Source organism: Nonomuraea sp. WAC 01424 (assembly GCF_003947315.1).
GTDB classification, from domain to species: domain Bacteria; phylum Actinomycetota; class Actinomycetes; order Streptosporangiales; family Streptosporangiaceae; genus Nonomuraea; species Nonomuraea spiralis.
In genome coordinates this window covers 47718-74560 of sequence record NZ_QHHZ01000010.1, presented here as the reverse complement: position 1 = coordinate 74560, position 26843 = coordinate 47718, and the positions used below count along the sequence as shown (strand labels likewise).

General features: G+C 72.8%; 22 protein-coding genes. 10 read left to right on the top strand and 12 right to left on the bottom strand.

All coding sequences use genetic code 11. The features are described 5' to 3' along the window. Positions 1–22 precede the first annotated feature (22 nt). The 3 genes from DMB42_RS26865 to DMB42_RS26855 form a co-directional block, all read right to left on the bottom strand. On the bottom strand, positions 23–790 hold the full coding sequence (locus tag DMB42_RS26865; protein ID WP_125637816.1) for a GNAT family N-acetyltransferase: 768 nt from the start codon (positions 788–790) through the stop codon (positions 23–25). Positions 791–831: 41 nt separating this feature from the next. Beyond that, positions 832–1806 (bottom strand): small ribosomal subunit Rsm22 family protein, encoded by a 975-nt coding sequence (locus DMB42_RS26860; RefSeq protein ID WP_125637815.1) that lies wholly within the window; start codon positions 1804–1806, stop codon positions 832–834. 70 nt (positions 1807–1876) lie between these two features. Continuing rightward, complete coding sequence (locus DMB42_RS26855; protein WP_125637814.1) at positions 1877–2443, bottom strand: TetR/AcrR family transcriptional regulator; 567 nt, start codon at positions 2441–2443, stop codon at positions 1877–1879. Between the two features lie 57 nt (positions 2444–2500). Here DMB42_RS26855 and DMB42_RS26850 point away from each other — a divergent pair, with 57 nt between their 5' ends. After that, positions 2501–3361, top strand: a complete 861-nt coding sequence (locus DMB42_RS26850) for a DsbA family protein (protein ID WP_125637813.1) — start codon at positions 2501–2503, stop codon at positions 3359–3361. 12 nt (positions 3362–3373) lie between these two features. On the opposite strand, the gene DMB42_RS26845 is transcribed toward DMB42_RS26850, so the two are convergent. Next, complete coding sequence (locus tag DMB42_RS26845) at positions 3374–3871, bottom strand: MarR family winged helix-turn-helix transcriptional regulator (RefSeq protein WP_125637812.1); 498 nt, start codon at positions 3869–3871, stop codon at positions 3374–3376. Positions 3872–3969: 98 nt separating this feature from the next. Between DMB42_RS26845 and DMB42_RS56055 the strand changes: the two genes are divergently transcribed. Next, positions 3970–5409, top strand: coding sequence for an LLM class flavin-dependent oxidoreductase (locus DMB42_RS56055; RefSeq protein ID WP_125637811.1), 1440 nt, complete (start codon positions 3970–3972; stop codon positions 5407–5409). Here DMB42_RS56055 and DMB42_RS26835 read toward each other — a convergent pair. Then, positions 5333–6577: an MFS transporter gene (locus tag DMB42_RS26835; RefSeq protein ID WP_125637810.1), complete on the bottom strand. Its 1245-nt coding sequence runs from the start codon at positions 6575–6577 to the stop codon at positions 5333–5335. The two genes, DMB42_RS56055 and DMB42_RS26835, sit on opposite strands and share 77 nt — an antisense overlap. Before the next feature lie 55 nt (positions 6578–6632). On the opposite strand from DMB42_RS26835, the gene DMB42_RS26830 reads away from it, so the two are divergent. The 5 genes from DMB42_RS26830 to DMB42_RS26810 all read left to right on the top strand — a co-directional run bounded on the left by DMB42_RS26830 (position 6633) and on the right by DMB42_RS26810 (position 9953). Next, positions 6633–7022, top strand: coding sequence for a MerR family transcriptional regulator (locus DMB42_RS26830; protein WP_125637809.1), 390 nt, complete (start codon positions 6633–6635; stop codon positions 7020–7022). A 21-nt stretch (positions 7023–7043) separates the two neighbouring features. After that, positions 7044–7679, top strand: coding sequence for a GNAT family N-acetyltransferase (locus DMB42_RS26825; RefSeq protein WP_125637808.1), 636 nt, complete (start codon positions 7044–7046; stop codon positions 7677–7679). A gap of 70 nt (positions 7680–7749) precedes the next feature. Continuing rightward, positions 7750–8505, top strand: a complete 756-nt coding sequence (locus tag DMB42_RS26820) for an alpha/beta fold hydrolase (protein ID WP_125637807.1) — start codon at positions 7750–7752, stop codon at positions 8503–8505. A 162-nt stretch (positions 8506–8667) separates the two neighbouring features. Further along, complete coding sequence (locus DMB42_RS26815; protein ID WP_125637806.1) at positions 8668–9021, top strand: hypothetical protein; 354 nt, start codon at positions 8668–8670, stop codon at positions 9019–9021. Between the two features lie 152 nt (positions 9022–9173). Continuing rightward, on the top strand, positions 9174–9953 hold the full coding sequence (locus tag DMB42_RS26810) for a TetR/AcrR family transcriptional regulator C-terminal domain-containing protein (RefSeq protein ID WP_125637805.1): 780 nt from the start codon (positions 9174–9176) through the stop codon (positions 9951–9953). 21 nt (positions 9954–9974) lie between these two features. Here DMB42_RS26810 and DMB42_RS26805 read toward each other — a convergent pair whose 3' ends face one another. The 4 genes from DMB42_RS26805 to DMB42_RS26790 are packed head-to-tail and all read right to left on the bottom strand — an operon-like array spanning position 9975 to position 15117. Continuing rightward, positions 9975–11105: an aminotransferase class I/II-fold pyridoxal phosphate-dependent enzyme gene (locus DMB42_RS26805; RefSeq protein WP_125637804.1), complete on the bottom strand. Its 1131-nt coding sequence runs from the start codon at positions 11103–11105 to the stop codon at positions 9975–9977. Continuing rightward, the gene (locus DMB42_RS26800) at positions 11102–11728 is read right to left on the bottom strand and encodes a transcriptional regulator (RefSeq protein WP_221762356.1); all 627 of its coding nucleotides are present in this window, start codon (positions 11726–11728) and stop codon (positions 11102–11104) included. The genes DMB42_RS26805 and DMB42_RS26800 overlap by 4 nt, the downstream gene beginning before the upstream one ends. Positions 11729–11772: 44 nt before the next feature. Further along, complete coding sequence (locus DMB42_RS26795; RefSeq protein ID WP_125637803.1) at positions 11773–12897, bottom strand: winged helix DNA-binding domain-containing protein; 1125 nt, start codon at positions 12895–12897, stop codon at positions 11773–11775. Between the two features lie 60 nt (positions 12898–12957). Further along, positions 12958–15117, bottom strand: coding sequence for an alpha-L-fucosidase (locus tag DMB42_RS26790; RefSeq protein WP_125637802.1), 2160 nt, complete (start codon positions 15115–15117; stop codon positions 12958–12960). A 150-nt stretch (positions 15118–15267) separates the two neighbouring features. On the opposite strand from DMB42_RS26790, the gene DMB42_RS26785 reads away from it, so the two are divergent. After that, positions 15268–18639 carry a PDZ domain-containing protein gene (locus tag DMB42_RS26785; RefSeq protein ID WP_125637801.1) on the top strand — a complete coding sequence of 1124 codons (3372 nt, stop codon included), beginning with the start codon at positions 15268–15270 and terminating at the stop codon, positions 18637–18639. Between the two features lie 91 nt (positions 18640–18730). Beyond that, entirely contained in the window at positions 18731–20146 is a 1416-nt protein-coding gene (locus tag DMB42_RS26780) for an amino acid permease (protein ID WP_125637800.1), read from the top strand. A 6-nt stretch (positions 20147–20152) separates the two neighbouring features. Here DMB42_RS26780 and DMB42_RS26775 read toward each other — a convergent pair whose 3' ends face one another. The 3 genes from DMB42_RS26775 to DMB42_RS26765 are packed head-to-tail and all read right to left on the bottom strand — an operon-like array spanning position 20153 to position 23498. Beyond that, positions 20153–21898, bottom strand: coding sequence for a hypothetical protein (locus tag DMB42_RS26775; RefSeq protein ID WP_125637799.1), 1746 nt, complete (start codon positions 21896–21898; stop codon positions 20153–20155). Then, positions 21895–22794 carry a protein phosphatase 2C domain-containing protein gene (locus DMB42_RS26770; protein WP_185844876.1) on the bottom strand — a complete coding sequence of 300 codons (900 nt, stop codon included), beginning with the start codon at positions 22792–22794 and terminating at the stop codon, positions 21895–21897. The genes DMB42_RS26775 and DMB42_RS26770 overlap by 4 nt, the downstream gene beginning before the upstream one ends. A 26-nt stretch (positions 22795–22820) precedes the next feature. Beyond that, on the bottom strand, positions 22821–23498 hold the full coding sequence (locus DMB42_RS26765; RefSeq protein WP_125637797.1) for a hypothetical protein: 678 nt from the start codon (positions 23496–23498) through the stop codon (positions 22821–22823). Positions 23499–23733: 235 nt separating this feature from the next. Between DMB42_RS26765 and DMB42_RS26760 the strand changes: the two genes are divergently transcribed. Further along, on the top strand, positions 23734–26742 hold the full coding sequence (locus DMB42_RS26760) for a M4 family metallopeptidase (RefSeq protein WP_125637796.1): 3009 nt from the start codon (positions 23734–23736) through the stop codon (positions 26740–26742). The last annotated feature ends 101 nt before the right edge of the window (positions 26743–26843 follow it).

Genomic DNA, 26843 nt, shown 5'->3' with positions numbered 1-26843 from the left:
TACGCCCAGGGTACCGGCGTGGTCAGGACCGGACGTACGGCGTGGTCGTGGTCAGCGGGACGAACCCGAGCCCGAGCAGGATCGGCCGGCTCTGGTCGGTGGCGTCGACCTGGAGGTAGTCGTAGCCGCGGGCGGTGGCCACCCGGGCGCGCCAGGCGATCAGCGCCCGGTAGAGGCCGCGTCCCCGCCAGCCGGGCACGGTGCCGCCGCCCCACAGCCCGGCGAAGCTCGTGCCGGGGCACAGGTCCAGCCGGGCCGCGCTGACCGGCCGGTCGCCCGCCACGGCCAGGACGGGAATGACGGTGTCGTCGGACAGCCGGTCCAGCAGATGGTCGCGGAGGCGGCGGCTGCTGGTCCCGAAGGCCAGCTCGTGCACCTCGGCCAGCGACTCCACGCCCGCCGCGTCGGTGACCTGCACCAGGCGCTCGGCGTCGGGCGGCTCGACCGCGGCGTCGAGGTCGGCGACGCGGGCGACCATCACGGTCTCGGCGGGCTCGGCGGCGAACCCGGCCGCGAGGAGCCGGTCGGCCAGGTCGGCGGGCCGGTCGTGGGCGTAGAGCTTCCACTCGAACTCCAGGCCGCGTTCGCCGAAGAAGCGCACCTGGCGGGCGACGGCCGCGTCGGCGCCGTCCTCGTCGAGGCCGGACCAGAGCACGCCGTTCCAGGCGTGTGCGGGCCCGACCTGGCGGACGACGTCGCCGTCCCGCTCGACCCTGACGCCCGGCCCGGGGGGGCGCGCCTCCCGCCGCATCTGCCGGTCGAACAGTGCCAGCACCTCGTCCTGATCCATTCCGCCGACCCTACCGGCGGGCGGACCACGGCGCGCGGGGGTCAGTCGGCGGCCGGCCAGTCGTCGCCCCAGTCCACGTCGCGGGCCAGCCGGTACAGCTCGCCCTGCCGTTTGGAGACGATCACGTCGCGTACGCCCTCGTCGCCGGTGCACAGGCGCAGCGACACCACGCCCTTACGTTTCTGCGGGTGGCGCAGCACCCGCGCCGCGGCCCGCGACCACTCCCCCCGTACGGCGGCCACGTAGGAGAACTTCTCGTCCTCGAAGCCGAGCGTGCCGGACTTGACCTTGCGGTGCAGGGACGTGCGCGGCAGGCGTACGGAGAAGTGGCACCAGTCGCGCCCCGGCTGGATCGGGCAGGGGCCGTCGTGCGGACAGGGGGCGACGACGGTCAGGCCCGACTCCGACAGCGCCTGCCGGGCGGTGACGATGTTGGCCCAGCCGGCCGGGGTGCCGGGCTCGACGACGAGCACCATGGTCGCGTCCTTCGCCAGCCACCGCACGACGTCGGCGTGCCGGCGCGAGGGGAGCTCGTTCAGCGCGTACGACATGGTGACCAGGTCGGCCGCGGGCCGGTCGAGCCCGGGGTCGATCGAGGCGTGCCGCCAGGTGACGTCGCGCACGGGCGCGGTCCTGGCCAGCCGCCGGCCCAGGTCGATGATCTGGGGGTCGTGTTCGAGCACGGTGACGCGCTCCAGCGTGGGCCAGACGGCCCCGGCAGCCCAGAGCGCCGCCCCGGTGCCGCCGCCCACGTCGAGCTGGGTCCGCGGCGTGAAGCCCGGCGTCCTGGCGGCGGCCTGGCGCATGGCCGCGCCCGCGGCGGCGTACGTGGCGGGCATGCGGTAGGCGGCGTAGGCCGCGATGTCGGCCGGGGTGCGCAGGTGGGGGGCGGCGGCGGACGGGCCGGTGCGGTAGCGCTCGGCGAGCTGTTCCATGGCGCGGGACAGGTCGTGGGGCGCGTAGCGGGCCAGGGCCGAGTCGAGCGCGGTCCTGAGGTCGTCGGGCAGCAAGGTCATCGTGTCGTCCTGGAACGGGGGTGTGTCCCGCCGGGAGCGTGCCAGGCGGGAGGGGTCGGATACGGGCGGGTCAACGGGCCGGGCCGGGGCTGCGGAACAGGCGCCAGAACGCCAGGGCCGCCCCCGCGTCCGGCCGTCCGTCGCACACGCAGTGGGTGATCACGCCGATGAGCGCCCCGGCCAGGTAGGCGGCGTGCACGTCGGCGGGCACGTCCTCGAACCCGGACGGACGGTTGCCCGCGGCGAACCGGCCGGCCAGCTCGACGGTGAGCCGCTCGCGCATCCGGGCGGCGAAGCGGGCGCTGCCCTGGCCGCCCAGCATGCGTTCGTAGAGGGTGGCGTTGGCGGCCACGTGGTCGAACAGCTCCGCCAGCGGGGCCGGCGGCCGGTCGCGGGGGGCGTCGAGCGGGCACAGGGCCGCCGCGCGCGCCACGGCGGCGACGGCGTCCTCCATGGCATCGGTGACCAGCGCGTCCACGTCGGGATAGTGCAGATAGACGGTGGCGCGGTTGACCTCGGCGTGCTGGGCGAGGGCGGACATGGTGATGCTGCCCAGCTCCTGCCGGGCGGCCAGCTCCAGCACGGCGGCCTTGAGGCGGGCGCGCGTACGCCGCGCGCGCGGATCGTCCGGGTTCACGCCGCCACTATACGACACATGTTGACTAATCGACAGTTGTCGCATAGATTGCCGGTCATGCGAATCGAGATCTGGGCGGACATGGTCTGCGGGTGGGCCCACATCGGCAAGCGGCGGCTGGAGAAGGCCCTCGCGTCGTGGGAGGGCGAGCCGGTCGAGGTGGTCTGGCGGCCGTTCCAGATCGACCCGTCGGCGCCGGCCGGCATCGCCGCCGGCGAAGGGCTGGGGGCGCAGTGGGGCGCGACCTGGCGGCCCAACACGCTGGACGCGCACCGGCTGATCGCCCTGGCGTACGAGACGGGCGGCGCGGCGCTGCAGTCGGCCGTGGTCGAGCGGGTGCTGACGGCCCACTTCGTCCAGACCCTCGACATCGGCGACCCGGGCGTGTTGTCGGCGATCGCCGCCGAGTCCGGGGTGCCGTGGGACGGGCGCGGCGCCGATCTGGTGCGCGAGTTGCTGCTCATGGGCAAGGCCAAGGGCGTGCGCACGTCGCCGACGATCGTGGTGGGCGGGCGCGCCCTGGCCAGGGCCGAGCCGCCCGACGCGATCAGGGACTTCCTGGCCGACGCCGCCGGTCAGCCGGTCAGGCGGCTGCCCGCCGAGGTGGAGCGCCTGCGGCACGCCGAGTCGCTGCTCGACCAGCGCGACCCGCTCGGCGCGCTGACGCTGCTGCGGCCGCTGCTCGACGAGCACGGCACCGACCGCGGAGTGCGGCTGCTGGCCGCGCGGGCGTACTTCGCCTCGGCCCAGCTCGGACGGGCGCGTACGGCCCTGGAGGAGCTGGTCGCCGACGTGCCCGACGACTCCTACGTCCGCCACCTGCTCGGCCGTACGCTCCAGCGGCAGGGGCGGCCCGAGGAGGCGGCCACCCACCTGACCCTGGCCGCCGTCATGACCCCCGACTACGGCGACCTGTGAGCCCGGGGGTCCTCACCGGCCGTTGACGCCGGCCTTGACGGGCTCCTCCGGCTCGGGACGGGACCAGGTCCGGCCCGTACGGGCGGCGTCCTCGGCCAGGATCGCCCCGACGGCCCCGGTCAGCAGCTCCCGCTGTCGCGCGGGCAGCCCGGCGGCCAGCCTCTCCAGCCGGGCCGCCACCCCGTCGTGGGCCCGCGTCGCGATCTCCGCGCCCGCGCCGGTCAGCTCGATCAGGCAGGCGCGGCGGTCGCGCGCGTCGCGCACCCGGGCCACCAGCCCGCGTTTCTCGGCGCGGTCCACCAGCCCGGTCAGGCTGGACTTCTCCAGGTGCAGCGCCCGGGTCAGCCCGGACATCCCGATGGGCCCGTCGACCAGCAGGCACAGGAGCTGGGCCTGCTGCGGGGTCAGGTCGTGCTCCCTGCTGACGTCGCCGTAGACCTGCTGGACCAGGTGCGCCAGGCGGACGAGCGCCTCGGTGAGGCTCAGGCCCGGCGCTTCAGTCGCCACCATGCGGCCAGTGTAGTTGACAGTAGTTGGCACCACGAACTAATTTACTTCACGACACCAACAGTTCGCGATACCAACTAAATCCGCCCCGGGGAGCCCCCATGCCCGACTACGGTCACGACCTGATGTTCAGCGCCGGTCTCGTCCCGGCCGCCGCGCGGGCGGACGAGGTCGTGGCCCTCGCCCAGCTCGCCGAGCGCGCCGGGCTGGATCTGGTGACCGTCCAGGACCACCCGTACCAGCCCGCGTTCCTCGACACCTGGACCCTGCTCAGCTTCGTCGCCGCGCGTACCGAGCGCATCCGGCTGGCGGGCAACGTGCACCCGCTGCCGCTGCGCCCGCCGGCCATGCTCGCCCAGGCCGCCGCGAGCCTCGACCTGCTCAGCCACGGCCGGTTCGAGCTGGCGCTCGGCGCGGGCGGCTTCCTGGACGCCATCGAGGCCATGGGCGGCCCCCGGCGCACCCCGGGCGAGGCCGTGGCCGCGCTGGAGGAGGGCATCCGGATCATCCGCGCGGCCTGGGACACCGGCGCGCCCGGCGGCGTCCACCACCGCGGCGAGCATTACCGGATGGACGGGCTCAAGCGCGGTCCGCGACCGGCCCACGACATCGGGATCTGGATCGGGGCGTACAAGCCGCGCATGCTCCGCCTCACCGGGCGGCTGGCCGACGGCTGGCTGCCCTCCCTGCCCTACCTCAAGGACGTCGCCGCCCTCGCCGAGGGCAACGCCGTCATCGACGAGGCCGCGACGGAGGCCGGGCGGTCGCCGTCGGACGTCCGGCGGCTGCTCAACCTGGGAGAGGAGCTGCCGGTCGAGCGGCTGGCCGAGCTGGCCCTCGTCCACGGCGTGAGCGTCTTCACGCTGCTGTCCGGCGATCGGCGCCAGATCCAGCGCTTCGCCGCCGAGACCGCCCCGGCCGTACGGGAGCTGGTGGCCGCCGCGCGCACGGGCGGTCAACCGCGGGAGCCGCAGGCCCCGGCGCGCCTCACCGGGACGGGGGTCTGGGACGAGGCCACCCGGCCCACCGCGCCCGACCCCGATCCCGGCCGCCGCCACACCCCGCAGGAGCAGGCCGCCGGGCAGCACCTCGTGGACGTGCACGACCACCTGCGCGCCGAGCTGGCCCAGCTCCGCGACCTCGTCGAGCAGGTGGCCGCGGGGACGATCGACGCGGGCGCGGCCCGTTCGCAGATCGCCACCATGACGATGCGGCAGAACAACTGGACGCTGGGAGCGTACTGCGAGTCGTACTGCCGGCTCCTCACCATGCACCACACCGGCGAGGACACCATGCTCTTCCCCCGGCTGCGCCGGGCCGAGCCGGGCCTGACGCCCGTGCTCGACCGCCTCCAGGAGGAGCACCAGGCGATCCACAAGATCATCGAACGGGTCGACCGCACGCTGGTCGCCTTCGTCGGCGACCCCGGCGGGCTCGACGACCTGCGCGCCGCCGTCGACCTGCTCACCGACGCGCTGCTGTCCCATCTGTCGTACGAAGAGCACGAACTGGTGCCGCCGCTGTCGAGGCACGGGTTCTAGCGGCACGGGTTCCAGCGGGTGGGAAGGCGTGCCGGCGGGCCACGGCCACGACCGCCAGGGCGACGGCCGCCGCCGGGAGCGCGGCCCACGGCAGCGCGCCCGCCCCCGCGCCCTCCAGCACCAGCCCGCCCGTGAGCGACCCGGCCGCGATGCCCGCGTTGTAGACGGTGGTCTGCATGGACGTCGCCACGTCGGCGTTGTCCGGTCCGGAGGCGGCGATCAGCGCGGTCTGCAACAACGTCGGCGCGCCCCCGAACGCCGCGCCCCACAACACGACCGCGCCCAGCAGCACCCCGGCCGACCCGGCGTACAGTCCGAGGGCCAGCATGGCCCCCGCCACCACGGCCAGCACCGCGAGCAGGGTCGCCCGCGGGCGCCGGTCGATCACCGCGCCGACCACCCAGATCCCGGCGACCGTGGCCACGCCGAACACCAGCAGCACGGTCCCCGCCCGCCCGAACCCCGCGTGCTCGGCGAACAGCGCCAGGTACGTGTACATCGCCTGGTGCCCCAGCAGCACCAGCACCGTCACCGAGAGCACGATCCGGACGCCGGGGATGACCGCGACCCGCCGCAACGGCACCCGCCGCGCGGCCGGCTCGCCCGGGAACGGCGGCACCTTCCACAGGACCCAGCCCACGAGGATCACCGCCACGGCCGACAGCGCCCCGAACGCGGCCCGCCATCCGACGGCCGCCGCGAGCTGCGCGCCCGCCGGGATGCCCGCGCACAGTGCTACCGTGATCCCGGCGGAGACGATGGCGATGGCCCTCCCGCGACGCTCGGCGGGGACCATGCGGGCCGCGTACCCGACGAGCATGGCCCACAGGATCCCGCCCATCACCCCCGCGCCGACCCGGGCCGCGAACGTCAGCGCGTACGATGACGAGACCGCCGTGACCGCGTTGAGCAGGGCGAACCCGAGCAGCGCGGACACCAGCACCTGCCGCCTGGGCAGCCCGCGCAGCAACGCCGTCATCGGGATCGCGGCCAGGAAGGAGGCGACCGCGTAGGCGGTCACGAGGAAGCCCGCCGTTCCCTCGGGCACGTCGAGGGCCCGGCCGAGCTGCGGCAGCAGGCCCGCCGGGAGGAGCTCGGTCATCACGGCCGTGAACGCCGCCGTGAACAGCGCGAGCAGTCCCGCCCACGGGAGTTTCACAGGAGACATGCCGCCTATGCTGAAACCTTCACATCAGTGTGAAGGCAAATCACCCGAGGAGAGCATGAAGATCGGACTGTTGTCCCAGCGTACGGGCGTGCCGACGCGCATGCTCCGCTACTACGAGGAGCAGGACCTCCTGCACCCCGAACGCGCCGTCAACGGCTACCGCGACTACCCCGAGTCCGCCGTGTACCGGGTGCAGCAGATCCGCGGCCTGCTCGACTCCGGGCTCACGACGGAGATCATCCGCCGCATCCTGCCGTTCCTGACCAGGCCGGACGAGATCCACCTGCATCCGGAGTGCCTGACGCCCGAGCTGGCCGAGCTGCTGCAGGCGGAGGCGGGCCGCATCCAGCAGCGCATCGACTGCCTGTCCCGCAACCGGGACGCCATCCACGCCTACCTGGCCGCCGTGCGGTCCGCCTCCGACGGGGGCACGGCCCCGGCCTGAACGTTCTGCTGGAATGGGGGCATGGAGACCCTGGCCGACCTTCTCTCGGACGCGGCGGCGGGCCGCCCGCCCGCCCCCGACTGCTCCGTGACCGTCCTCCCCCAGCCTTCGGAGCGCGACGCGGGGATCATCGCCTTCACCGCCCACACGGTGGTCTTCGCCGACGTCGATCCGGCGTGGGTGCACGCCCGGCTGCCCGCGGGCGACCTGTCGGCCCCGCTGCTGCCGGCGTTCCTGACCGCGATGGAGGCGGCGACCGGCCGGCGGGCCGGCAACCTCGACCTGCTGGCGCTGGCCGCCCCTCTTCCCGGCCCTCCCCCGCTCCCGCTGGAGGAGCTCACCGGCGGCGACCACCCGAGGGTGGCCAGGGCCCGGCGGTACCGCGACGCCGTCCGTGTGTGGGTCACCGGCGACGAAGCCGGCCTGGTCACGCTGGGCCAGGGCGTGGGGGGTCGCTGGGAGGTGGCGGTGGAGGTCGAGCCCGGACATCGCGGGCGCGGGCTCGGCAGGGCGCTGGCCACAGCGGCCAGGCACCTGGCGCCCGGTCCGCTGTGGGCGCAGATCGCGCCGGGCAACGCCGCCAGCGTACGGGCCTTCCTCGCCGCGGGTTACCTCCCGATGGGCGCCGAGTCGCTGCTCGTCCTGGACGACGATTGAACGCAGGTGTCTGTCCGCGCGGGTCCCGTTCGTCGGTTGGGCATCGACCCAATTCGGGAAAGGGATACCGATGAACACAGTCATCTCCGGTGACGGCACCCGCATCGCCTACGACCAGGTGGGCGAGGGGCCCGCCGTCGTCCTGGTGGACGGCGCCATGTGCCACCGCGGCGCCGGGCCGAACACGCCGCTGGCCGCCGAGCTGGCCCGCGGCTTCACCGTCCTCACCTACGACCGGCGCGGGCGCGGCGACAGCGGTGACAACGACGCCTACTCCGTGGCGCGCGAGGTGGACGACCTGGCCGCCGTGATCGGGCGTACGGGCGGCGGCGCGGGCGCCGTCGGCCACTCCTCCGGCGCCGTGCTGGCCCTGGAGGCGGCCGTGGCCGGGGTGCCGATCGCCCGGCTGGCGCTGTTCGAGCCGCCGCCGCTCGGCGACGACGCCGGCCTGGCCGACGAGCTGGACAAGCTGGTCGAGGAGGGGCGGCGCGGCGCGGCGGTCGAGGCGTTCCAGCTCGCGGTCGGCATCCCGCCCGAGGTGGTCGCCTCGATGGCCGGGGCGCCGTTCCGGCCCGCGCTGGAGGCCCTGGCGCCCACGCTGGTCTACGACGCGCGCGTGACCGGCACGGACACGCTCTCCCGGTACGCCGCCGTCACCGTGCCCACGCTCCTGATCGACAGCGAGGCCAGCCCCGAGAGGCTGCGGGCGTCCACGGAGGCGGTCGCCGGGACGGTGCCGGGGGCGCGGCGGCGCAGCCTGGCGGGCGGGTTCCACGACGTCGAGGCGGGTGTGCTCGCGCCGGTACTGGCCGGGTTCTTCGCCTGAGCCGCGGCCGGCCGCCCCAGCACGAGTCCGGCCGGTGGCGCACGCGAGTTTGCCGGTCGGGGGCCCGGTGTTGGGGCAACCCTGGTGTGGCGCTGCGGAAGGCGTCCAAGATCGCTACGTATAGTGATGGCCGATGTCACTTCGTGATTACAGGGGGAGCTCATGAGAGGTAGCCTCATCGCCACTGGCGGTGCGCTGCTCGTCGCGGCCGCGGTGTTCGGCATGGCCGGCGTGGCCGGCGCCGACACCTGGAGCGACGAGAAGCACTGGCACCCGGACAACTGCAGCCTCGGAACGAACGACGACTCGACCTACCTCCACGTCACGAGGGACGGTGTGTTCGCCGGCACCCGTGACGCCGACGCCTGCGAGAAGAAGAAGGACCACCACGGCTTCGCCCCCTGGGAGTCGTGGGGCAGGGACCACGACCACAAGGGCCGCAACGACTGGTCCGGTAGCGGCAACGGCAACTGGATCGGCCACGAGTCCGGTCCCGGCCTGGGAGGCGGCGTCTAGGGCGGCTCCCTGACCCACCTCGATCCCGGCGCCCGCCTGACGGGTGCCGGGATCGTCACGTCTCCACCGTTGTCCCCTCCACCGACCCCTCTCAGGGCGGGCCGCTGATATCTTATGCCGTAAAGAGATCTGGGCAGGGGGAGATCGGTACTGTGGTCGTCTTCGCCGGGCAGGGTGACGCGCGCCGTTCGATGGCGCTGTTGTGGCGGACCGAGGAGCCGGGCGAGTCGCGTCCCGGCCCCAAACCCGGCCTGAGCGTCGACGTGATCGTCGACGCCGCCATCGCCGTGGCCGACGCCGAGGGCATGGCCGCGCTGTCCATGCGCAAGGTCGGCGAACGGCTGGGCCGCACCGGCATGGCCCTCTACACCTACGTCCCCAGCAAGGGCGAGCTGGTGGACCTCATGTACGACAAGGCCCTGGGCGAGGTGCCCACCGCCCACGACCTGTCGCGCGGCTGGCGGGCGGCGGTCACCGCGTGGGCCGAGGACCTGTGGGAGTTCTACCAGCGCCACCCCTGGGTGCTCCAGGTCTCGCAGGCGCGCCCGGTGCTCGGCCCCAACGAGTTCGAGCTGCTGGAGAGCCTGGTCGGGATCCTGCGCGAGACCGGGCTGCGCCCGCGCCGGCTGCGTGGGGTGGTGTCGCTGGTGTTCGACTTCGTCCGCGGCGCGGCCAGGACGGTCACCGAGTCGCGGCAGGCCCCCTCGGCGACCGGCGTGTCGGACGAGGAGTGGTGGCGTACCCGCTCGCACCTGCTGGAGGAGGTCGCGCCGGGCTTCGCGGCCCGCTTCCCCATGGTGGCCTGGGTGGAGAGCGAGGCCGGCGTGCCCGGCGAGGGCGAGCCGTACCTGGAGCACAAGGTGGACGAGGCGTTCACGATCGGGCTGACCGTGCTGCTCGACGGCGTGGAGGCCGCCGTACGGGACGCCTGACACCCCCGCCGGTCCGGGCTGTCAGCGCCCGTCGAGGAAGGAGGCCCAGGCCTCCAGGGCGGGACCGGGGTCGGCGCGGCCCACGCCGAGGCGGAACCGGTCGTCCGGCGTGGACGTGAGCTCCGACCGGTAGACGCTCCCCGGCAGCAGCAGCACGCCGGCCCGCTCGACCAGCTCCGCGCAGAACGCCTCGACGCCGTCGGCCCCCAGGTAACGCGGGAAGGTCACGCAGCCGCCGTCGGGCGCCCGCCACTCGAACAGGTCGCCGTACGCGCCGAAGAACGCCTCGAACCGCGGCAGGTTCGCGGCGATGATCCCGCGGTTGCGGGCCAGGATGTGCTCCCGCGCCTTGATCGCGATCCGGGCGAGGATCTCGCTCGGCGCGGAGTTGCAGATCGTCGTGTAGTGCTTGGCGCGTTCCAGCCGGGACCGCAGCTCGCGGTCGCGGCAGGCGATCCAGCCGATCCGCAGGCCGGGCATGCCCAGGGACTTGGAGGTGACGTTCAGCGACAGCGCCGTGGGCGACAGGTCGGCGGCCTGCGGCAGCGTACGGGCGGGGTCGAGCTCCAGGCCGCGGTAGACCTCGTCGCTGAACAGGTGGATGCCGCGTTCCTCGCACAGCGCGGCCAGCCGGGCCAGGTCGGCGGCCGCGATGACCTTGCCCGTCGGGTTGCTGGGGAAGTTGACCGACACCACGCGCGTGTTCGGCCGGATCGCGGCGGCCACGGCGTCGAGGTCGAGCGCCCAGTCGTTCGCGGGGTCGAGCGCGACGCCGGTGACCTCGCACAACGCCATCGGCACGGTCTCGGCGGACTGGTAGCAGGGCGTGACCACCACGGCGTGGTCGCCGGGGCCGAGCAGCACCTGCATGGCCAGGTACAGGGCCTCCTGCGCGCCGGCGAAGACGAGCACGTCGTCCGCCTCGACGTGCTCGTACGTGGCGGCGACGGCCCGGCGCAGCCCGGGGTCGCCGAAGGTCTCGGTGTAGCCGAGCGACAACGTCTCCCAGGCGTGCCTGTCCTCGTCGTCGGCCAGGGCGAGCAGCTCGGCCATGGTCATGGTCTGGGCGTCGGAGGCGGCCAGGTGGTACCGGGCGGTGAACTCCCAGCGGGAGAAGTAGACCTCCAGCCGGAAGTCGGGCAGTCGGGTCACGGTCGGCTCCTCCTGAGCTCGGCGAGCAGGGCGTACAGAGTGGATCGGGAGATCTGCAGGACACCCGCGACGACGCCGGTCGCGCGCCGGACGGCGAAGATCCCGGCCCCGGCGAGCTCGGCCAGCACGGCCAGGCGGTCGTCGCGGGTCAGCCGCTCGACCGGCCGGCCCTGCTCGCGGACGAAGGCGCCGACGATCTGCTGCACGCGCTCGGTCCAGTCCTGCTCGAACAGGGCCTCGGGGCGGGGGGCCGACGGCGCGGCGAAGGCGGCCAGCAGCGCCGCCGCCTGCTCCAGCGGGGTGCGGTCGAGGTTCACGCAGAGCAGGGCGGACGGCTCGCCGCCGGGGTCGCGCAGCACCGCGCTCACCGACGACAGCCGGCGGCCGTCGGCCAGCACCTTCTCGTACGGGCCGTAGACGCCGCCGGGCGCGGGGTCGAGCCGGTCGAGCTCGCCGAGCAGCGACGGGCTGCCGGGGCCCCGGCTGGACATCGGGTTCCACACGGCGAGGACCCGGTCGTCGCGCACGTCGTGCAGGACGACCTCGGCGTACGGCGCCAGCAGCGCCGCCGCCGCCTCGCACACCGGCGACCACAGCCGTACGCGGTGATCTGTCTCCGTCACGTACCGGATGTTACGTCCAATCCGGACACTTCGTCCAATCCAGGTCAGGCGTGCGCGCCCACGGTGACCGGCCCGATGGTCAGGCGCGGCCTGCCCTCAAGGATCTCCCCGACCCGTTCCACCTGGTCGTCGAGCTCGCGGAGCTGCGCGGCGGTCAGGCCGGCCAGCGGTTCCACGGTGACGTCGATCCGGCTGCCGGAGCGCCGCTGGTGCCACACCCCGCGTACGACGCCGTCCACGAGCAGCACCGGGAAGTTGCCCGCCTGCCCGCCGGACAGCGCCCGCTGCCAGGCGGGGCCCGGGTAGAGCAGCTCGCGCGGCCGGCCCGCCACCAGGTAGGCGTCGAAGTACGGCAGCAGCCGCACGCCGCGCGGCGGCCCGTCCGGCACCGCCGTGTCCCCGGCCAGCACGCGGGCCGGCGAGCCGTCGAACAGCACCTCCTCGGTCTCCACCGACGCGAACGCCTCGGCCGCCCACCGCACCGGCGCCCCGATCCACTGGGCGAACTGCGCGGGCGTCGCCGGCCCGTACGCCGTCAGGTAGCTCCTGACCAGGCCGGCCCGCCCGCCCGGCGGCAGCGGCGCGGCGGGCGCGGCCCGGTAGGTGACCTTGCGCCCCCTGACCGGCCCGAACACGAACGCGCCGCGATGGGCCGCGACGTGCATCACCTGCCGCCAGCGCGGCCACATCGTCTGGAACGCGGGCATGACCAGGTCGCCCGCCCACGGCCCGGTGGCCGCGACGACCGCGTCGCTCAGCTCGTCGATCGTCATGTCGGCCACGGACAGCACGTCGCGGACGGCCTGGACGACCTGGTCGGTCTGCTCGGCCGTCAGCCTGATGCCGTCGGGCTGGCCGGGCCCGGCGGGCATCGACGACAGGGCGCCCAGCCACATCGGCAGGTCGCCCGCCGGGAGCAGATGCACGGTGCCGCGCGGCCCGTGCGTCTTGACCAGGGCGCCCTCGCCCCACAACGCCTCGCGCACGTGGGCGCGGGTGACACCGTCGAGCCGCAGGCCGATCGAGAGCTCGGCCGCCGACATGACCTGCGCGTGGGCCCCGCACATGGCGGCCACGACGGCGGCCTGGCTCTTGTCCCCGGCGGGGGCGGCCAGGTGCGCGCGCTCCAGACGCCTCGCGCTGACCTGCGGCCACGACAGTTCGATCACAGATTCCTCCTCGGTGGGTCCTCCTTTACCGTAGGGCCCGAAGCGGCAAGGTACGTTCCGCTATTGCCGCCCTCTGACCTGCACCTCGGCCAGCGACAGCGGGTTGGACGGCGAGGCGAGCTGGATCCTGACGTACCGGCCCGTGGTGCCCGCGGGGAACTTGACCGTGCCGGGCGAGCCGGCCTGGTCCTCCACGTGCACGGCGGTCACGCCGGGCGCGGTACGGGCCCGGTCCAGGTCGTCGTCGGTGAACGGCTGCTCGGAGGCCATCACCCAGAAGTCCTTCAGCCGGTCGGCGCAGCAGTCGAGCCGGTTCCAGACGTCCACGCCATCGAGCGGGGCGGAGGCGCCGAGGTCGACCTGCCACCACGCCTGCCGCTCGGGCTCGGCGGTGTGCGTGGTCGTCCCCGCGCCCCAGTTGCCGTCGGTGTTGCCGTCCACGGCGCGGGAGGCCGGGGCGTCGTAGCCGGTGCTCTTCTGGGTGGCGGGCCGGCCGAGCGAGAGGTTGGGCAGGTTGACCCGCAGCGGCAGGGCGGTCGTGGTCGTCATGCGGCCGGTGCGCATGCCCAGGCCGAGCGTGTACGGGTCCGGCGTGACGTCCGCGGGGGCGGTCACGGTGATCGGCACCCGTACGCTCTCGCCGGGGCCGAGCGGGCGCACCCGGGAGGCGCCGAGCGTGGCCGTCCAGCCCTGCGGCGCGGTGAGGGTGAGCGCGGTGGCCGGGGCCTGCCGGGTGCCGGGGTTGGTCACGGTCAGCTCGCCGCTGACGGTCCCGCCGGGGGCGACCTCCTTGGCCAGGCTGGAGGTGGTGCGCAGCAGTTCGCGCACGCCGGGCGTCTCGATCTTGAAGACGTACGCGTGCCGGCCGGTCTCCGGCGGGGTGTTCACCACCACGCGGCCCTGCTCGTCGCGGCTCCACGTCAGGGGGGCGCCGGAGCCGAGCATGGTGATGCGGGTGCTGTGGTCCACGGGCAGGTCGGCGCCGAGCGTGAGCTGCTCGCCGGGCCACTTGAGCGCCGTGGCGTACAGGGTGCCGTCCTTGACCGTGTAGCGCACGTCGTCCGGGCCGCCCTTCTCCTCGGCCCGGTTCCAGTACGTGGTGCCGTAGATGGCCTCGCCGTTGACCTTGAGCCAGGCGCCCATGTCGAGCAGGCGCTGCCGCTGGAGCTCGGGGATCGTGCCGTCGGCCTTCGGGCCGATGTCGAGCAGCAGGTTGCCGTTCTTGCTGACGATGTCGACGAGGGAGTCCACGAGCTGGTCGGAGGTCAGGTGGTCCTCCTCCGGCTCGTTCTGGTTGTAGCCGTAGGAGTGGGCGATGCCGCGGCTGGACTCCCACTTGACCGGGTCGATGTCCGGCTTGACGGCGTACTCGGGGGTCTGGAAGTCCAGTTCGGGGCTGTCGAGGTTGCCGGTCTCGATCTTGCACCGGTTGGCGACCGCGACCTCCTTGCCGTTCCTGAGCGCCTTGTTGTAGTAGTCGGCGATCACGCCGGCGGTCTTCCAGTAGGAGGCGGGCTTCTCCCACTGGCCGTCGCACCAGATGATGTCGGGGTCGTAGCCGTCGATCAGCTCGCGCATCTGCGGGAGCATGTAGTCCTTGACGTAGTCGCCGACGACCGGCGCCCCCGCGTACGGAACCTGCGCCCCGGTGTACGGGTTGGTCGGCTGGCGTCCGGTGTAGGAGGGGTTGTACCACTCGTAGAGCGAGTAGTAGAAGCCGGCCTTCAGCTTGTCCTCGCCCTTGCGGGCCGCAGCGAACAGCTCCTTGGCCAGGTCGCGGCCGGGGCCGAGATCGACGGTGTCGCGCCCGCTGACCTTGCTGTCCCACAGGGCCATGCCCTCGTGGTGCTTGGAGGTGAGCACGAAGTACTTGGCGCCGGCGTCCTTGAAGAGCTTGACCCAGTCGTCCGGGTCGAACTTGTCCGCCTTCCACTGCCGCAGGAAGTCGTCGTAGCCGGCGTCCTGGCCGTAGGTGGCCTTGTGGTGGGCGTTGGTCGGGCTCCCGGGGGAGTTCATGTAGTTCCAGTACCACTCGGCGTAGCTGCCCCGCGGCCCCCACGCGGGCACCGAGTACGCGCCCCAGTGGATGAAGATGCCGAACTTGTCGTTGTCGAACCAGCGCGGCACGGGGTGGCTGTTCAGCGACTCGGTGGTGGGCTCGTACGCGGGCGGCGTCTCGGCGTACGCGGTCGGCTGAGCGACCAGAAGAGATCCGACCATCAGGAGACCAGAAAGGGGACTTAAGAGCAGTTTTCGCCTCATGCGGAGACTCCAGTCATTGATTGATCGGATGAAACGTAACCATGACGTGATCGCCTTCACAAGAGGGGTGCGGCCACAATGAGGGCCATCCCCCGACTGGAGGCCCTTGTGCGCCATGGCAAGCCCTGGCGGCTGCTCCTCGCGGCATGCCTCGCCGCGAGCGGACTGACCGCTCTCACCCCCGCCTCCGCCCACGCGGCCGGCACCGTCTTCCACGTCTCCCCCGGCGGTGACGACGAGGCCGCCGGCACCGAGACGGCGCCGTTCAGGACGATCGCGCGTGCCCAGCGCGCCGTGCGCGCGGCCCTGCCCGGCGCGTCCGAGCCGCCCCGGGTACGGGTGCGCGGCGGCGTCTACCACCTCGCCGAGCCCCTCACCTTCACCCCCGCCGACTCCGGCGCCGTCTACGAGGCCGCCGCCGGGGAGCGGGTCGTGCTCAGCGGCGGCCGGCAGCTGACCCCCGCCTGGAGCCCCTACCAGGGCGCCACCCTGGTCGCCGACATCGGCGCCGGACTCGACTTCGACGAGCTCTTCCTCGACGGCACGCGGCAGGTCCTGGCCCGCTACCCCAACGTCGACCCCAACGTCACGGTGCTCGACGGGTACGCCGCCGACGCGATCTCCCCCGCCCGCGTGGCCCGCTGGAAGAACCCCACGACCGCGCTGGTCCGCGGCCTCCACCAGGGCGAATGGGGCGGGAACTCCTTCAGGGTGACCGGCGTCGGCGCCGGCGGCGAGCCGACGCTGCGATGGGTGGGCGACAACAACCGGGGCGACGGGCTGCACCCCGAGAAGCGCATGGTGGAGAACGTCCTGGAGGAGCTGGACGCGCCCGGCGAGTGGTTCTACGACAAGGACGCGGGCCGCCTGTACCTCCAGCCGCCCGCCGGGCTCGACCTGGCCGGGGCCCGCGTCGAGACCGCCGAACGCGAGGAGCTCGTCCGCGTCGTCGGCGACGCGCCGTCCGCGCCGGTGCAGGACCTCACCTTCACCGGGTTCACCTTCACCCAGACCCACCGCACGCTGTTCAGCCGCCCGTACGAGAAACTGCAGCTCGGCGACTGGGCGATCGTCCGCGCCGGCGCGGTCTACCTGAAGAACAGCAAGCGCGTCACCATCCGCGACGCCCGGTTCGACCAGGTCGGCGGCAACGCCGTGTTCATGGACGGCTACGCCGAGGGCAACGTCGTCACCGGCGGCGAGTTCCGCGAGTCCGGGGCCAGCGACGTCGCGGTGGTCGGCTCCTCCGCCGCCGTCCGCGAGCCCTCCACCTGGGACGACATGCGGCGGACGATCACCGACACCATGCCGGGCCCGAAGACCGAGGACTACCCGCGCGACATCACCATCAGCGGCAACCACATGACCCGCAACGGGCGGTTCGAGAAGCAGAGCTCAGGCGTGCAGATCTCGATGAGCCGCCGGGTCACGGTCTCCGGCAACACCGTGCACGACGGCCCGCGCGCGTGCGTCAACATCAACGACGGCACGTGGGGCGGGCACGTCATCGAGGACAACGACATCTTCGACTGCGTCAAGGAGACCTCCGACCACGGGCCGATCAACTCCTGGGGCCGGGACCGGTTCTGGCCGCTGTCGGCCGGCGACGCCCAGAAGAAGGCGTACGCCAAGCTCGACGCGACGGAGACCACGAAGATCCGGCACAACCGGATCCGGCACTCCTCGCAATGGGACATCGACCTCGACGACGGCTCCTCCAACTACGAGATCACCGGCAACCTGCTGCTCAACGGCGGGGTGAAGCTGCGCGAGGGCTTCCACAGAACCGTGCGCGGCAACATCTTCGTCAACGGCGGCGGCCACTTCCACGTCTCCTACGAGAACAACGACGACGTCGTCGAGAAGAACATCTTCGTCACCGACGACCCCTACGACTTCATCCAGAGCGACCCGTCCACCTCCCGCACGGTCTACGACGACAACCTGTTCTGGAACAACGGCAGGCCCGTCGCCGACATCTCCGCCGCCTGGCGGGCCCGCGGGCTCGACACCCGCTCGGTCGTGGCCGACCCGCTGTTCGAGGGGCCGAGCCCGTACGCCGACCCGGCCAAGCTCGACTACACACTCAAGGCCGGCTCCCCCGCCCTGGCACTGGGCTTCGAACCGTTCCCGATGACCGGGTTCGGCAAGCCGGGCGCGCCCACGCCGCCGCCGCTCACCTGGCGTGAGCCGGAGACCGGCATGACGATCGGCAACCTGGCCGAACCGCTGATGGGGGCGACCGCCACCGAGATCCACAGTGACGTGGTGAAGTCCTCGGTGGGGCTCACCGACTACGACGGCCTGTTCCTCGCCGCCGTCCCGGCCGGTTCGTACGCCCACGGGCAGGGCCTGCGCACCGGGGACGTGATCAGGGAGATCGCCGGGACCAAGGTGACCGACCGCGACAGCTTCTGGAAGGTCTACAACCGCACCCCCGCCGGACGTCAGGTGCCGCTGAAGGTCTGGCGCGCCCAGGCGCTCACCGACCTGAGCCTGACCAGGGCGTACGGCGTGGAGACGATCGACAACGTGTCCGGCGTCACCTACACCGGCGGCGGCTGGGACTGGAAGAACGACCGGCGCGGCGGCGCGGGCTCGACCCTGGACGACCTGCACGCCACCCAGACCGACGGGGACGCCTTCGAGCTGTCCTTCCACGGCACCGGCGTCGAGTACATCGCCCAGGTCAACTCCGACGAGGGCAAGGTCGACCTCTACCTGGACGGCAAGCTCGACGCCACGATCGACAACAACAACCCCACCCGCGTCTACCAGAAGGTCGTCTACAGCAGGACCGGCCTGCCGCCCGGCCCGCACACGCTCAAGGGCGTCAAGAAGGACGGCTCGTACTTCATCGTGGACGGCTTCAAGATCCACTCCGCCCCCGACTCCTCCGAGGACGGCGAGGCGCCCGTGACGACCGCGTCCGGGGTGCCCTCCGGCTGGTCGGACGGGCCCGTGGAGGTGGTGCTGACCACCGCCGACGCCGGCTCCGGCGTGGCGCGCACCGAGTACCGGCTCGGCGAGGGCTCCTGGCGGCCCTACACCGCCCCGGTCCGCGTGGACGCCGAGGGCGAGAGCGTGCTGGCCTTCCGCAGCGCCGACCACGCGGGCAACGTCGAGGAGCCCAGGACGGTCACCGTCCGGATCGACACGACGGCCCCCGAGCTGACCGTCACGCCGGACCAGAGCCGGCTGTGGCCGCCGAACCGCAAGTTCGTACCGGTCGAGGTCACGCCGAAGGCGTCCGACGCCGGTCCCGTCACCGTCACGCTGGTCTCGATCACCAGCTCGCGGGGCGAGATGGCGAACGACGTGCGCGACGCCGCGTACGGCACCGGCGACACCTCCTTCGCCCTGCGCGCGGAGCGGGACGGCGGCCGGGACCGGGTCTACACGATCACGTACCGGGCCGTGGACCGGGCGGGCAACGTCACCGAGGCCCGCGCCCCGGTCACCGTGGGACGCGCCGGTTAGGTCGCGGACGGGCCGGTCCACCTGGGGGCCGGCCCGTCTGGCTTCCGTCATGTCAGGCATGGCGGGCATGTTGTCAGGGCAGGACCTCGCCATGATGTCAGCGCGAGGCTTCGGCGGCGGGTCGGGGATCTTCCGCCGCAAACCGGTAGAACAGATCGCCAGCGAGCACGAGGGCGAGCTCAACCGCGTCCTCGGGCTCTGGCAGCTCACCGCGATCGGGGTGGGCGGCATCATCGGCGCGGGCATCTTCGCGCTCGCGGGCGCCGTCGCCAACCAGACCGCCGGGCCCGCCGTCGTGATCTCCTTCCTCATCGCGGGCATCGCCAGCGCCGCCGCCGCGTTCTCCTACGCGGAGTTCGCCGGCATGATCCCGAAGGCCGGGTCGGCGTACACGTACGGCTATGCCGTGCTCGGCGAGATCGTCGGCTGGTTCATCGGCTGGGACCTGCTGCTGGAGTACACCGCGATCGTGGCGGTGGTGGCGATCGGCATCTCGGGCTACTTCGGCTTCCTCGTCGGCCAGCTCGGCCTCGGCCTGCCCGCCTGGATGCTCGGCGCGCCCGGCACCGGGCCGGGGCACGTCGTCGACCTGTTCGCGGTGATCCTGTGCCTGTTCATCGCGTTCCTGCTCAACCTCGGGATGCGGTCGGCCGCCCGGTTCGAGACGTTCGTCGTCGCGATCAAGGTGGCGGTGGTGCTGCTGGTGATCGTGGTGGGCTTCTTCTACATCGACGGCGCCAACTACACGCCGTTCTTCCCCTTCGGGTTCGGCGGCGCGGTGACCGGCGCCGCCACCGTGTTCTTCGCCGTCTTCGGCTACGACGCCATGAGCACGGCGGCCGAGGAGTCGAAGGACGCCCGGCGGCACATGCCCAAGGCCATCCTCTACTCGCTGGCCATCTCGATGGTCCTGTACGTGCTGGCCTGCCTCGTGCTCACCGGCATGCAGAACTACCAGGAGATCGACCCCGAGAGCGGCTTCTCCTCGGCGTTCGCGTCCGTCGGGCTGTCCGGGCTGGCCACCGTCATCGCGGTCGGGGCCATCGTCGGCATTTTGACCGTCATGTTCACCTTCATGCTCGGTGTCACCCGCGTGTGGTTCTCGATGAGCCGCGACGGGTTGTTGCCGGCCTGGTTCGCCAAGCTCCACCCCGTACGGCATGTGCCGGTCAGGGTGACCTGGATCGTCGGCGTCGGCTCGGCGCTCATCGCCGGTTTCCTGCCGATCAGGGAGGCGGCCGAGCTGACCAACATCGGCATCCTGCTGGCGTTCGTGGTGGTGTGCGCGGCGGTGATCGTGCTGCGTTACCGGCGGCCCGACCTGCCGCGCGGCTTCCGCCTGCCGGGCATGCCGGTGGTGCCGGCCATCGGGGTGCTCTTCTCCATCTGGCTGATCACCTTCCTGGAGCCGCTGACCTGGCTCAGGTTCGTCGTGTGGTTCGCGATCGGGCTGGTGATCTACTTCGCCTACGGGCGCCGGCACTCGGCGCTGAACCGGCGCGACTGAGCGGGGTCAGTTCGTGTCGTGGTAGACCATGGGCCCGATCGCCTTGAACGCCGCTTTGGAGGCGTCCTTGAGCCAGGGCCGCGTGCTGGTGGCGTTGGCGCGATTGGTGTAGACGGCCATGGTGTGCAGCAGGTAGCGGTGGGTGTAGCCGACCCACCCCCAGGTCTGGGCCCTGCTCCAGCTCGTCGAGTGGCACAGCCCGGAGCCCGGCCCCTTGCGCGGGCACACGATGCCCCAGGCGTCGGCGTAGGCGTCGTCGAGCCGCGCGTACGCGGTGTCGGCCCGGCCGTCGTTCTTCAGCGGCACGACCCACACCGACACCATGATGCGCTTGTTCGCCGGGGCGTTCGGGTTGACGTACGAGCCCTTGACCATCTTCCCGCAGTGCGCCTTGCGTAGGACGGCGCGGACGTTACTGGCGTGGTAGGCGTCCGGGCACTTGTCCACCCCGCTCGACCGCAGGGTGTAGCGCACGCCCTTGGCGCTGGTGAAGGAGTGGGGCAGCAGCGCGCCCGGCGTGATCGGGGTCGGGTCGCTGTCCTGCCGGTCGAGGTCGCCCGGGTCGAACGGCTCCTCGGTGGGAGGCTCGAACGTGGGCGTCTGCGAGGGTTCCTGCGACGGCTCCGGCGTCGCGGAGGACACCGACGGCCAGGGTGTGGAGACGTCGGACGGCGTACCGGAGGACTCCGCGCTCAGGCGGCTCTCCCCGTCCAGGCGCTTGACCGCCGAGACCAGGGCCACCGCCCCGAGGACGACGAGCACCACGCCGATCACCCCGGCGCCGGCCCCCAGGCCGAACTTCATCCCCGTGCTGAGTCCGGCGGCGGGCCGCGGCGCCATGCCGGGGCCGGGAGGACCCGGCGGCGGCGGTCCCGGAACGGGCGGCGGTACGAGAGTGGGCGCGGTCGAGGCCGACCCGGCCGCCTGCCGCAACTCCCCGGCCCAGCGACCCGGAAGCGGCCGCTGGTCCGGCGGCCCGTGGAGGCCCGCCGCCGCGAGGGCGGCCAGCGCCGGGCTGACGGCGGCCAGCCGGCCGGGGTCGGCGGAGGTCTGGTCGCGGGCGAAGACCCGGACGGCCAGCAGCGCGAACTTGTAGGCGTCGCCGTACGGCGTGCCCTTCGGCTCGTCGGCGGGCAGCTGCCAGTCGGGCGTCTCCACCTGCGGTAACGCCTCCGCGCCGGCCAGCCGCATCGCGTCGCAGTCGATGAGGAAGCACTCCGGGGAGCCCTCCGTGGCGAACAGCAGGTTCTTGGGCGACAGGTCGCCGACGACGATGTCCATCGTGTGCAGGCGGGCCAGCGTGTCGGCGACGTCGGCCAGCACGAGCAGGCGGTCGCGGTCGCTGACGCGCAGGCCGACGCCGCCGACGTAGGCGTCGTCGTTGAGCAGGAACTCCATCGTGGCCGGCCTGCGTACGCTTCCCGACAACGTCCGCAGGTCGAAGGAGAAGCGGTGGGGCACCGAGCGCATGAGGAAGCCGGTGACCTCGCCCTCGGACTCGACGACCTCGGCGGGCCAGGCGGTCTTGTCGCACAACCAGGCCGCGTCCCAGCCCGGGAGCCGGCCGATCAGCCCGGCCATCGCGGTGAGGGCGGCGACGTCGAGGTGAGGCAGGACGCCGGGGTCGTACTCCTTGTAGGCGACGTCCCACTGGCCGTTGATCCGGCGGCCGGGCACCTCGTGGACCGTCCCCTGGCCGCCCTGCCCGAGCCGCCGGCCGAGGGTGAGGGCGGCCCGGTCCGTACGGCTCACCGGGTCTCGTTCCGCGGCCACAGGGCCAGCAGGGTGCGGTCGTCGTCGAAGGTCTCGCGGGAGAAGTCGAGCAGGTGCGCCAGCCACGACGCGGACGGCGGCGCGGCCAGGTGCTCGGCGAACAGCGCGCCGACCCGGCCGTCCCCGTCGCCGAGCGGGTCGCCGAACCCGTCGGTGCCCACCAGCAGCACCTGGCCCGGCGCGAGCGCGCCCGACCACCGCTCCGGCCGTTCCGGCACCCTGGGCAGGGCGGTGACCGAGGTGGGGACCACGTCCCCTTCCGTCTTCGGGACGAACAGCGGGCGGTACCGGGGCCCGGCCGGGTCGAGCGTCCAGGCGCCCGAATCGCCGACCCGGATCAGGGAGACCTCGACGCCGTGCGGGCCGGGGCGGGCCGTGCCGGTGACGAGCGTGGTGGCGAGCAGGTCCTCGACCTGGGACACGTCCGGTTCGCGCCGGAGCATCGCGGCCGCCTGCCGGTGCAGGGTCTCGGCCGCGTACCGCAGGACCGCGGCCAGGTCGGGCGCCGGACGGCCCTCGTCGAGCTGCGCGTGGAGCGCCCACACCGCCGCCCGGGACGCCTCGGACGCCCCGACCGTCGAGGCCGACGCGCCGGACAGCCCGTCGGCCACGGCGAACGCCACGGTGCCGGTGGCCTCGTGGACCACGGCGCAGGTGGCGTCCTGGCGGGGCTGGCGGTAGTAGCGGTGGCGCTCGCCCCGTACGGAGGCCGACCGCAGCGTCACCTCAGGGGTGGACCACCCGTCGCACTCGGTGTCGGGGCACGTGCCCCCGAGCGGGCGCGGCGGCGCCGGTTCGAACTCCGGGCCGGGCACGCCGACGACGACCCGATCCCATGCGCGGGTCCCGCCCGTCTGCTCCGGTGTCTGCCGCACGTCCCCTCCCGTGTCCGGGCCCGTCCTCAAACCTCGTCGATCGCCAGCCGGAACTGGTCGGGCCGGTTGACCACGAGCTGTGGGGCGCCGTCGGCCATGGCCCGGCCGGAGGCGACCAGGCTGGCCGTCAGCGCGTGGAAGAACTCCGCGATCGCCGTGCCGATGTCGGCGCTGGGCAGCGCCACGAAGGCGAACTCGCGGCGGGTGGCCACCTGCAACATCGTCTCGGCCCGCGCCTCGCCGACGCCGCAGGCGATGATGTTGGGCGCGACGGGCAGCGTCTCCCGGTCGACGAGCCGCTGGTGGGGCCCTTGCCAGTGGCGGCCGTCGGTGGGCTGGCCGTCGCTGAGGAAGAACACCACCGGGCGGTGCACCTTGTAGCCGTCGTTCTTGAGCATCCGTACGTCATGGGGGATGCGGCCGAGCAGGTCGGCGAAGACCGCGCCGTAATTGGTGGCGCCGCGGACGGCGAGCTGCGGCAGCCGGTCGACCATGCGCATGTCGCTGAGCCCCTGGCGCTCCCGTACGTCGTCGGAGAAGCCGAGGATCGCCAGGCGCACCTTCGCCGCGATCATCGGCTCCGCGCGTAACCCGTTGCAGAGCGAGGCCAGACCGCCGGACAGGTCGTGGTGGTACGGGCCCATCGACGCGGACTCGTCCGCCGCCACGTAGGCGGGCAGCAGGACTCCTCTGGTCTCGGCCATCGTGCGCCCCACCGCCCCTTCGAGCCCGCCCTTTTTCGGAGGATATCAGCATCCATATGATGAAGATCAAGGATCTGTGAACCGGGATCTCCCGGTGCGTGAGGCATACCGTGGCGTTATGGAAAAGTGTGAGCTGTTCGCCTGACGACTCTGGGTGACAACTTTAATCAAGCCCAGGCCAAACGGGCTCCTTGATCCCCACACCCCCGGGGACATGTGAGAGGAGTCACCCAGAGTGAACAGCACGTTCAAGTCGGGCACGATCGCCGCGCTGGCCGCCGCGGCCCTGACGACCGCCTCGATGACGGGCGCCGCCGGCGCCGCGTCGGCGGCTCGCTTATCCACCGCGGCGGCCACCGTCGCGAAGGCCGATCCCCCGGCATTCGCCCCCGCGGACCCCAAGTCGCGCGACCGCGCGAAACTGAACGCCGACGCGGCACTCGCCGCCGGCGCCGGACGCCTTCACAAGGGCTCCGGCGACGCCTTCACTCTGTCGGCCAACACCGCCGGAACCTACGGCCTGCAATATCTGACCTACGAGCGCACCTACAAGGGCCTGCCCGTCTTCGGCGGCGAGGTCGTCGTCGGCACCGACCGGGCCGGACAGGTGATCCAGCAGGTGGTCACCGGCCAGACCGCGCAGATCAAGGTCGCCACGAAGCCGTCCACGACGGCCGCGCAGGCGGCGGCGACCGCCCGGGCCCTGCTGCCCGACGTGGACGACGCGACCTCGGCGAAGCTGGTCGTGCACGCCACCACCGCCACCCCCAAGCTGGCCTGGCGGCTCCAGGTCAGCGGGCGGACCGCCACCGGCAGGCCCAGCATCCTCGACGTGTTCGTGGACGCGCGGACCGGCTCGGTGATCGACAAGTTCGACAAGGTGCGCGAGGGCACCGGCCGCAGCTACTACAACGGCACGGTGACGATCGACACCAGCGGCTCCAGCGGCTCGTTCCGGATGGTGGACAGCACCAGGCCGGGGCTCCAGTGCGGCGGCCAGAACGGCTCGGCGTACACCAAGAGCACCGACTCGTGGGGCAACGGGTCGGGCACCGACCTGGAGACGGCCTGCGTGGACGCCCTGTACGCCGCCCAGCGCGAGTGGGACATGCTGCGTGACTGGCTGGGCCGCAACGGCCACAGCGGCACCGGCAGGTCCTTCCCCATCCGGGTCGGCCTCAGCGACGTCAACGCCTTCTGGAACGGCTCGTACACCACCTTCGGCCACAACCAGGCGGGCAACCAGCAGGCCACCCCGATGGACGTCGTCGGCCACGAGTTCGGCCACTCCGTCTTCACCAACACCCCGGGCGGCGACACCGGCAACAACGAGGTCGGCGGCCTGAACGAGTCCACGGGCGACATCTTCGGCGCGCTGACCGAGGCCTTCGCCAACAACCCGAACGACCCGCCGGACTACGAGGTGGGTGAAGAGGTCAACCTCGTCGGGAGCGGCCCGATCCGGTACATGTACAACCCGTCCCAGGTCGGCGACCCCAACTGCTACAGCTCCACGATCCCCAACACCGAGGTGCACAAGGCGGCCGGGCCGCAGAACCACTGGTTCTACCTGCTGGCCGAGGGCAACAACCCCGGCGGCGGCAAGCCGAGCAGCCCGATCTGCCAGGGCGGACCGGCATCGGTGACCGGCATCGGCATCCAGAAGGCCGGCAAGATCTTCATGAGCACGCTGCTGGCCAAGACCCAGCCGTGGACCCACGCCAAGGCGCGCGTGGCCTCGCTCAACGCCGCCAAGGCGCTGTTCCCGAACAGCTGCGTCGAGTTCAACGCGGTCAAGGCCGCCTGGGAGGCCGTGAGCGTCCGGGGCACCAGCGACCCGACCTGCGTCGCCAACCCCGACACCTTCTCGCTCCAGGTCAGCCCCGGCTCCGGCGCGGCCGACCCGGGCGGCAGCGCCACGACCACCCTGAGCACGGTGACGACCGGCGGCAACGCCCAGCAGATCCAGCTCCGGACCGGGACGCTCCCGGCCGGCGTGACGGCGAGCTTCAACCCGGCCACCATCCAGTCGGGCCAGTCGTCCACGCTGACCCTCAACGTGGCGGCGAGCGCGGCTCCGGGCGCGTACACCGTCCAGGTGATCGCCCAGGGCACGGCCCAGACGCAGACGCAGAACTACTCGCTCACCGTCAACCGGCCGATCCCCGACCAGTTCTCGGTGGCGCTCAGCCCGGCGTCGGGCTCGGTCGACGCGGGCGCCAGCACCAACTCGACCCTGACCACCACGACCACGAGCGGCAACCCCCAGCAGATCCAGCTCCGGACCGGGACACTCCCGGCCGGCGTGACGGCGAGCTTCAACCCGGCCACCATCCAGTCGGGCCAGTCGTCGGCGCTGACGATCGGCACGGCCGCCAGTGTCCCGGCGGGCACGTACCCGATCCAGGTGACCGCGCAGGGCACGGCCCAGACGCAGACCGCGACCTACACCCTGACTGTCACCCGGCCGGGTGACCCCGACTCCTTCTCCGTCCGGCTCGACCCGGAGGCGGGCACCGCGACGGACGGGGGCACCGCGACCTCCACGGTGAACACGGCGACGACCGGCGGGCAGCCGCAGCAGGTCACGCTGTCGGCCGCCAAGCTGCCGAACGGCGTCACCGTGGCCTTCGACCCAGCCACCGTCCAGTCGGGCCAGTCGTCCAGGCTGACCTTCACCGTGGCCTCGACGACCAAGAACGGCACGTACCCGATCACGGTGACGGCCACGGGCACGTCGCAGACGCAGACCGCCAGCTACGCGCTCACGGTCACGGGCGGCACGTCGACGGGCGACTTCACCGTCGCCGTCAGCCCGTCGTCGGCGACCGGACCGGCGGGCGGGTCGGCGACCACCACGCTGAGCACGCAGGTCACCACCGGCCGGCCTATCCCGCTCACGCTGGCGGCCGACGGCGTCCCGCCGGGCGCGACCGTGACGTTCAGCCCGTCGTCCATCAACTCGGGCGAGTCGTCCACGGTGACGGTCGCCACGTCGTCCACCACGCCGGCGCAGACGTACACGATCACCCTCAACGCGAACGGCGCCGTCAGCCACGGCACCTCGTTCTCGCTGACGGTGAACGGTGGCGGCGGCGGGGACGAATGGCAGGAGTGGCACAGCTACAACGTCGGCGACGAGGTCACCTACCAGGGTGCCCGCTACCGCTGCGTGATCGCCCACACCTCGCAGCCGGACTGGACGCCCAACATCGTGCCGGCTCTGTGGCAGCCGATCGGATGACGATCCGGCCGCTGCCCCGTAATCCCGGGGGGTAAGTGAGGGCCGGGGCGGAGGGGGTCCATCGGACCCCCTCCGTACTGGCCGTATCGGCCCCCCGGACC